Here is a 7,693-nt window from a genome sequence, read left to right as displayed (position 1 = left end):
GGTTTGATGTTCAGCGAGATGTTCCGCGTGCTCGAACATCTCGCCGCAAGCAACACAGCGGTACTGGTAAGTCGGCATGGCAGCCCCCACACAAATTCCGGACGTGCCCGGCAGATTCGATCCACCCGCACCATCCGGCATTGTAGTAACCCATTCGAGTGCAGGGAAAGCGTACGCGTCTCATCCTGCACGTCGGTCCTATACAGCCATCCTCAATTCCCTTCCGACGGATCGAAGCCCGCCTGGCGGCTCTTCAGATTCACTTTGTCAGTGATTTAAGCGTTCATATTGCTCACGTATTCTCGACCACGCGCGGAGATCAGCCATCCACCGCTCGCCGCCTCTTCGATAAAATCGCGCTGCTTGAGTTCATTCTCGACGTCCCATTCCAACATGAGCGGCCGTTCGTCAGGAGGACGATCGTTAAGCTCGCGCAGCGCTTCCTTCGCCTTGCGACTCAGTTCTTCTGTCATGACACTCCTTCATCGTTATCGACGCTTCGATGCTTGCCTCGGGCTCGGAGGGTCAGTCTTTGAAGCTACTGCAAGGCATACTGTTTGCGCAGCTTATTGATGATCTCCGCGGCCGCAGGCATGACGATTTCCTTTACGTCGGCATTTTTGCTGTCGCCGTGCAAATAGTTGATGTCCCAATTGCATCCCTCCGCATCCTCCGCGTGCTCCTGGATTCCCGTGGGACCCCACCCGGTCGTGTCTGCATTGGCCCCGAGCGCGTTTGTCACGATCTCAAGCAGTTCCTGCTCAGTTTTAAGCTCACGCGGCATTGCAACCTCCATGGCCATTTTCGACGAATCGAATGTCGTCTGGGCGCTACTCGATGCGACGAGTCTGACTGCACGTTCAATTTCAGTCTATATCCGATACCGCGTGTAAGGTGCGACAAGCGTCGCGGCATCGAAAAAAAGCCTGGTCGGCCGCCTGATGTTTTACGATTGGTTCTGCTCGCGGCGAGTGTGGGGCTAGGGTGGAGTCCTCCTACTAGCGTGGTCGTTCTGCTTAAGTCGGATTTTCTTGCTTATTTCTATTAGCCCCTGTCCGGGGCGGGACTTCGTTTCTTTGCAAACGCGCAAAGAAACGAAGCAAAGAAACGCGTTCAAACCGCGAATACCTCAGTGTCGTCGTTGCTTCACTTCAGGTTTTTGGCACGAACGTAGTGCCGCCCCCGAATCCCCCACCCGCAGTTGAATACCGCGATCAAGCACAAGCGCCACGCACACGCTTCGCCTCCACGGCCGTATAGCGGCGATAGCGGCGATAGCGGCGGTTATCCGCGTTGTCGCACCACAAATGCCCGCGGTCCGCGTTCAACAAAAGTAAGCAAGCAAATCCCATTTATACCGACCGTTGCCACTAGCCGGCGGACTCCACACTCACCGCCGCCAGCGCGCTCCCACACACTCGTCGCCAGCAGGCCCCTTCTCCATGCCGTTGTGCCGTGTTATCTTTTAAGCGGACGGTATTGAATGGTTTGAGATCGCCCATCATCTTCGTGAGTGCCGCCATGAACGATGCACGCCAACACCTTACCCCCGCCGACCGCGTAGAGCTGCTGTGCTGGCTCGCCTGCGGAAGTCTAGGGGCGTTCTATCTCAACAACTCCTGGCCGTCTGCCGGGTTCCACGTCCAGGCCGCCCATAAATGGCTGGACAGGCACAACCGACAGGCTGACTGGCTAGCTGTAGCCAAGCTGGCCGCAATGGCGGTTGAACTCGCACAGCAGCACTCAGAATTGGTCAACGCCGACTGGGCGCGCGACGCCGTCGAGGAAATCCTGGATAGCGACGATTTGAACTATCAATCAGCCGTGGTTCTGCGGGTCTACGTCGACTGCAAGAAAGCCCTTGCCGACAAGCGAAAGGCCGACTGAACAGTCCCTCGTGCGCGGCGGCGACGCCTCCGCCAGCGCTCATTCCGTGCGGTTGGACGCCGCCCGTGGGTCGCGTCTGGCCGCGCCGAGTTCCTCGGTGTCCCCACCACGCTCCGTAATCTCGTCGGCGATTGCACTGCCCCGAAGCGCCCACCATCGGCTGGGCCTCACACAGGGGGCCATTCACCGTCGATAGCCAGCGTCGCGTCGGCAATCGAGGGACACATACCCTCGTCGACGGCGCAATCATGCGGCTTGCCACCGCAAGTGACATGAAAAGCGTCCGCCCCGACCACGGAAGCGAACGCCAGGCGCACTGCCACGCGTAGCCGCTTAACTAACCCTCAGCCCTTCACGATATGTCGCGCGAGGTATCGGCAAGCCATCGACGAACGCAACGCGAACGACATCGCCCCTAAGCCCTAGCGCGACCGCGCCGCGATCGGTCAAGCCGGCAGCGCGAGCCGGCGCAGACGAAACCGTGCCGATTGCATGCGGCAATTGCCATCCGGCCTTATAGACGAGGTCGAACGCGCCGATCAGCAAACTTGACGGCACATAGTCCGACGAGAGGATGTCGAGCAAGCCCTCCTTCGCCAACTCCAGCGCAGAGACATTGCCTGAATGCGATCCACCGCGCACCACGTTCGGCGCGCCCATGATTGTGGCGATGCGGTGAGCACGCGCCGCTTGCGCCGCTGCCATCGTGGTCGGAAATTCGGCGAGGACGATGCCGTCGCGCGCCGCTTCCTCCACATGCTCGACCAGCGTGTCGTCATGGCTCGCGACAGGAACGCCGAGCGCCTTGCAGCGCGCCACGATCTCGTGCCGATGAAGCTCCGCAAACCGGCGCTGGTCATCCGCGAGTTCCTCTAGTGCGGCACTCGCGCGCTCATCGGTCCACTTGCCGTGACGCTCCTGATAGAGACGCCATTGGACGGGATCGTGCCACTGCCGCTGCCCCGGCGTATGGTCCATGACAGACGCGAGCCGAAGAAGCGGATGTGAGCTTAGCGAATCGAACACGTGGACAACATCAGCGGTCGCAACCTCGCAACGCAAGTGCAGGAAGTGTTCCGCGCGCAAGAGGCCACGTCGCGCGAAGCGCTCAATCGATAATGCGCACTTCGTCTGCAACTCGGCCCCGCGCAAACCGACATTGGGACGCGAGCCGATCCCAAGGGCGTCAAACACGGTCGTGATGCCCGCCGACGCCACTTGTGCGTCGTGCACCAGGATCGCGGCTTCGTGATTCCACAGCACACCCGGACGTGGCGCGAGGTGTTTTTCGATGTTGTCGGTATGGAGCTCGACAAGGCCCGGCAACAAGTAGTCGCCGTCCCAGTCCTCGGCTTCACGAGCGGATGTTGCTCCGGGCGAAATTTCCGCGATCCGGCCATCGACTATCCGCACCACGCCGACAAACGATTCATCGCGCGTTACGATACGTGCATTCTTAATTAGCATGCCTGCAAATATTCCATGTTGGTTGTCGTCTGAGCCACCGGTGTTTCGAGCCTGATGATGCGGGTAGCGACGCGGTCACGCGTGTCTTCATCGTGAAAAATCCCGACGATTGCAGCACCGCGCTCCCGTGCCGCCACGACCAGGTTCGCGACCACCTGACGGTTCTCGGCATCGAGCGACGCAGTGGGTTCATCAAGCAACAACAGCGGATGCTCGGCGATCAAGCCGCGCGCGATATTCACGCGTTGCTGCTCGCCTCCCGAGAACGTAGCGGGCGCCAGTCCCCACAATCGGCGCGGAACATTCAGGCTCTCAAGCAACGAAGCCGCGCGACTGTGCGCCTCATCTTCGTCTATGCCACGCGAGATAAGCGGCTCGCTGACAAGATCGATCGACGCAACCCGCGGGATTGCCCGCAGGAACTGACTGACATAGCCCATGGTCGTGCGGCGCAGCCGGATAACTTCGTGCGGCGTGGCGTGGCTCAACGTGACGTGGCGTGCCGCAACGCTGTCATCGCGAATAGCAATGGTACCGCTCGTGGTGAGATAGTTACCGTACATACACCGCAGCAAAGTGCTCTTGCCCGCGCCGGATGCGCCTGATAAGACCACGCACTCGCCGCGTTCAACATCAAGCGATACACCGGCTAGCGCGGCAATGCGCACGCCGCCCTGGCTGTGCAATGTAAAAGTTTTCTCGATCCCACGCGCGCGCAACATCAAGGTGTCGCGCTGCGCGAAAGCGAGTTCATTCGAAAGACCCGTATTGGCGTTCATGGTCATACCTTAAGCTGGCAACACGGACGCAACCAGCGTCTGTGTGTAGGGATGTTGCGGATCGTCCAGCACCTGGTCGGTCAGCCCGCTCTCGACCACGCGCCCGTCTTTCATCACCATCAGGCGATGTGCCAGCAAGCGCGCCACGCCTATATCGTGCGTGACGATCACTGCGGCAAGGTGCAGCTTGCTCGTGAGGCTGCGTAGCAGGTCCAGCAGGCGCGCCTGCACTGAGACATCGAGACCGGCAGTGGGTTCATCCATGAAGACAAGACGCGGTTGCGTGACAAGATTGCGCGCGATCTGCAGGCGTTGCTGCATGCCGCCCGAAAACGCACCAGGCAGTTCATCTATACGTTTGGGGTCGAGCTCCACACGCGTCATCCAGTCCGACGCCGCATCGCGCAACCGGCCGTAGTGGCGCGCGCCGACGGCCATCAACGGCTCGCCTATGTTCGCCCCTGCAGACACGCCGCTGCGCAATCCATCGCGTGCATTTTGATGAACGAAACCCCAGTCAGTGCGCGAAAGGAGCCGGCGGCGCTGCTCGGACAACGTGAGGAGATCGAGCACTTCGCCCTCCGATGTCCGGTAGTCGAGCGAACCTGAATTCACCGGCGAGCGCAGCGCGAGCGCGTTAAGCAAGGTGGACTTCCCCGAGCCCGATTCGCCGACAATGCAAAGCACCTCGCCCGGATACACGTCGAGATCCACGCCGACACAACCGCCACGGCCGTTGTACAACTTGCTCAGGCCACGCGCGCGAAGCAGCGGAGTATTTGAAGACGCCATCATCATGCTGCCTCCCCGTCACCGCGGCGACCATGGCAATAGTCGCTGTCGGAGCAGACGAACATGCGCGTACCGGCATCGTCCACGATCATCTCGTCCAGGAAACTCTCGGTCGATGCGCATAGCGCGCATTCATGATCCCAGTGCTGCACGGTGAACGGATGATCCTCGAAGTCGAGGCTCTTCACTTTCGTATAAGGCGGGATCGCGTAGATCCGACGCTCCCGCCCCGCTCCAAAAAGCTGCAGCGCGGGATTCATGTGCATCTTCGGATTGTCGAACTTTGGAATGGGAGAGGGCGACGTGAGATATCGATCATTGACGAGAACGGGATAATCGTAGGTCGTTGCGATGCTGCCGTGCTGCACGATATCCTCGTAGTATTTAACGTTGATCAAGCCATAGTCCGCGAGCGCATGGAGCTTCCTGCATTCGGTCACGCGCGGCTCAAGCCGGAACAGCGGCTCGGGCATCGGCACCTGATAGACAATGATCTGACGTTCCGTCAATGGGTGTTCCGGAATGCGGTGGCGCGTCTGCACTATGGTCGCGTCCGCGGTATGCGTTGTGGTCGCTACGCCGGTGGTGCGCGCAAAAAATCGGCGAATATTGACGGCGTTGGTGGTTTCGTCGGAGCCCTGATCGATTACCTTAAGCGTGTCCGCCCGTCCGATAATAGCCGACGTGACCTGCAATCCGCCCGTGCCCCATCCATACGGCAACGGCATTTCCCGCGACGCGAATGGCACTTGATGGCCGGGCACTGCCACGGCCTTTAACAAGGCGCGGCGAATCATGCGTTTGGTCTGTTCGTCGAGATACGCGAAGTTGTAGCCTTCGGTCATGCTGGTTTCTGCTTCGCGCGCATTCATGCCGCGTTCTCCTCTTCGGGTTCGATCTGCTCTTTCGGTACCGGTACCTTCGCGGCACGCAGCCGGCGCAACAATTCGAGCTCCGATTGAAAGTCGACGTAGTGAGGCAATTTCAAGTGTTGGACAAAGCCCGATGCCTCCACGTTGTCACTGTGATAAAGCACGAACTCAGGGTCTTGCGTCGACGATGCAATCGTCTCTCCCAACTCTCCCGCGCGCAGCGACCGGTCGACGAGCGCCATCGCCATGGCCTTGCGTTCCGAGTGACCGAACACGAGACCGTAGCCTTGCGTAAAGGTGGGCGCGATCTCGCCGCTGCCTGCAAACTGGTTGATCATCTGGCACTCAGTCAATTCGATGTCGCCTATCTCGACCGCGAATCCCAACTCTTCCACGTCCAGTTCGATCGCCACTTCACCGTGACGAATCTCGCCCGCGAATGGATGCGTATGAGCGTAACCCCGCTGGGTTGCGTAGCCGATGGCAAGCAGGAAGCCTTCGTCGGCACGCGCGAGGTTCTGCAGGCGCGTCGAGCGCTCGACAGGAAACGCAAGCGGTTCGCGCGACAAGTCGCCGGGTTCGGGCGCCCCGGGTCGCGGCGTTTCCTGTTCGATCAAGCCTTCCTTGTCGAGCAGCGACAGCACGTGCGGCATTGGCTCCGCGGGCGTGACCGGACCAGCGGGCGCATCGGCTGGAACATCGCCGTCGGCCAGCAGCGCAAAGTCGAGCAAGCGCTGCGTGTAGTCGTAAGTTCCGCCCAGCATCTGGCCGCCGGGAATATCCTTGAACGCGGCCGAAATCCGGCGCTCCATGCGCATTGCACCGGTATCCACCGGCCGCGTGTAGCCGAAGCGCGGCAACGTGGTGCGATAGGCGCGCAGCAGGAAGATCGCTTCGACCAGATCGCCCGCCGCCTGCTTGATCGCGAGCGCGGCAAGCTCCTCGTCGTAGACCGAACCTTCGGTCATCACGCGAGCCACGGCAAGCCGCAACTGCTCGCGAATCTGCGGCACGCTCAGTTCGGCCAGCGCAGTGTCTCCCCGGCGCCGGGTCGCGAGCAAATCCCACGAATGCTCGATCGCGCGTTCCCCGCCTTTGACTGCGACGTACATTAGTCCACCCCCACTTGAGTCGTGCGCGGCAAGCCGATGAGCGCGCCTCCGGCAACGAAATAACAGTCGACGCCGCAAGGAAATTTCGACGCCAGTCCCGCGCGTTCGCGCCAGAACGCGTCCGGCAGACCTGCGACGCACACTGCGCGAGGGCAAGGCATGCCGGGACCGCTCCATAGCAGCGGCGGACCGTTCTCAAGCGACTCCACGCGAATGAAAAGCGTCGCCGCGTTTTCAGGGGTCTCCGCGTCGCCAAGGGAAAACGCATCGAGTGACGGCATCGAAGCGGCATCGTGCAAGTACGCGAAAGCTGCCTTCTTGCTATCTGTTGTCAAGGGCGCGCCGGTGTGAAAACGCACCGCATCGCTCAGGCTACTATCGTCGTGCTGCAGGAATACAGGCGTCGAATAGTCGGCAAGCGCGAGCAACGACGCGAGTACTGCCAAGGGAACGGTGCCTTGCGTACGGAGGTCGCGCAACACGGCATCGATCGAAACGATGGTGCCGGGGCGCGACAAGGCTTCCAGCAGCGCGCGAAATACCCCTTGCGAGTCGTGGACCCCATCGCTGAAACCGGGTGTCAACGTACTCAAGTCGATGCGCTGCGGCGCTGCGTCGGAATGGTTAGCAGTTCCCATCAGTCTCCCCTCACCATCGTAAAGAATTCGACCTTCGTCCGCGCGGCCTGCGTCTCCTTGACTGCACGCCGCGCGGCAATCGCCGCTGCCAGCGGCGCGATCAGCCGCTCCTGCAACCGCGCTTCGAGCGACGGCGTCTGAAGCAG

The 7,693-nt window shown here is 60.8% G+C and carries 10 protein-coding genes; 1 reads left to right on the top strand and 9 read right to left on the bottom strand.

Annotated elements, in window-relative coordinates; all coding sequences use genetic code 11:
* Nucleotides 1–275: 275 nt before the first annotated feature.
* Together WCA53_RS04335 and WCA53_RS04330 are read right to left on the bottom strand one after the other, a co-directional pair.
* On the bottom strand, nt 276–473 hold the full coding sequence (locus WCA53_RS04335; RefSeq protein ID WP_423905889.1) for a hypothetical protein: 198 nt from the start codon (nt 471–473) through the stop codon (nt 276–278).
* Nucleotides 474–538: 65 nt separating this feature from the next.
* A complete protein-coding gene (locus tag WCA53_RS04330) occupies nt 539–784 on the bottom strand; it encodes a hypothetical protein (protein WP_423905886.1) in 246 nt (81 codons plus the stop codon).
* 737 nt (nt 785–1,521) lie between these two features.
* Between WCA53_RS04330 and WCA53_RS04325 the strand changes: the two genes are divergently transcribed.
* Nucleotides 1,522–1,887: a hypothetical protein gene (locus tag WCA53_RS04325; RefSeq protein ID WP_423905884.1), complete on the top strand. Its 366-nt coding sequence runs from the start codon at nt 1,522–1,524 to the stop codon at nt 1,885–1,887.
* A 333-nt stretch (nt 1,888–2,220) separates the two neighbouring features.
* Here WCA53_RS04325 and WCA53_RS04320 read toward each other — a convergent pair whose 3' ends face one another.
* Genes WCA53_RS04320 through WCA53_RS04290 form a run of 7 tightly spaced genes read right to left on the bottom strand, consistent with a single transcriptional unit; the run spans nt 2,221 to nt 7,663 of the window.
* Nucleotides 2,221–3,354 carry an alpha-D-ribose 1-methylphosphonate 5-triphosphate diphosphatase gene (locus WCA53_RS04320; RefSeq protein ID WP_423905882.1) on the bottom strand — a complete coding sequence of 378 codons (1,134 nt, stop codon included), beginning with the start codon at nt 3,352–3,354 and terminating at the stop codon, nt 2,221–2,223.
* Entirely contained in the window at nt 3,348–4,139 is a 792-nt protein-coding gene (gene phnL / locus WCA53_RS04315; RefSeq protein WP_423905877.1) for a phosphonate C-P lyase system protein PhnL, read from the bottom strand. The genes WCA53_RS04320 and phnL overlap by 7 nt, the downstream gene beginning before the upstream one ends.
* A 3-nt stretch (nt 4,140–4,142) precedes the next feature.
* The gene (gene phnK, locus WCA53_RS04310) at nt 4,143–4,925 is read right to left on the bottom strand and encodes a phosphonate C-P lyase system protein PhnK (RefSeq protein WP_423905897.1); all 783 of its coding nucleotides are present in this window, start codon (nt 4,923–4,925) and stop codon (nt 4,143–4,145) included.
* 2 nt (nt 4,926–4,927) lie between these two features.
* Nucleotides 4,928–5,797, bottom strand: coding sequence for an alpha-D-ribose 1-methylphosphonate 5-phosphate C-P-lyase PhnJ (locus WCA53_RS04305; protein WP_423905874.1), 870 nt, complete (start codon nt 5,795–5,797; stop codon nt 4,928–4,930).
* A complete protein-coding gene (locus WCA53_RS04300) occupies nt 5,794–6,909 on the bottom strand; it encodes a carbon-phosphorus lyase complex subunit PhnI (RefSeq protein ID WP_423905871.1) in 1,116 nt (371 codons plus the stop codon). Before WCA53_RS04300 ends, WCA53_RS04305 begins: the two co-directional genes overlap by 4 nt.
* The gene (gene phnH / locus WCA53_RS04295; protein ID WP_423905868.1) at nt 6,909–7,547 is read right to left on the bottom strand and encodes a phosphonate C-P lyase system protein PhnH; all 639 of its coding nucleotides are present in this window, start codon (nt 7,545–7,547) and stop codon (nt 6,909–6,911) included. The genes WCA53_RS04300 and phnH overlap by 1 nt, the downstream gene beginning before the upstream one ends.
* Nucleotides 7,547–7,663 (bottom strand): phosphonate C-P lyase system protein PhnG, encoded by a 117-nt coding sequence (locus tag WCA53_RS04290; RefSeq protein ID WP_423905893.1) that lies wholly within the window; start codon nt 7,661–7,663, stop codon nt 7,547–7,549. Before WCA53_RS04290 ends, phnH begins: the two co-directional genes overlap by 1 nt.
* Between the last annotated feature and the right edge of the window lie 30 nt (nt 7,664–7,693).

This window comes from Caballeronia sp. (assembly GCF_049581465.1).
GTDB lineage: Bacteria > Pseudomonadota > Gammaproteobacteria > Burkholderiales > Burkholderiaceae > Caballeronia.
This window is presented reverse-complemented; position numbering and strand designations above follow the sequence as displayed.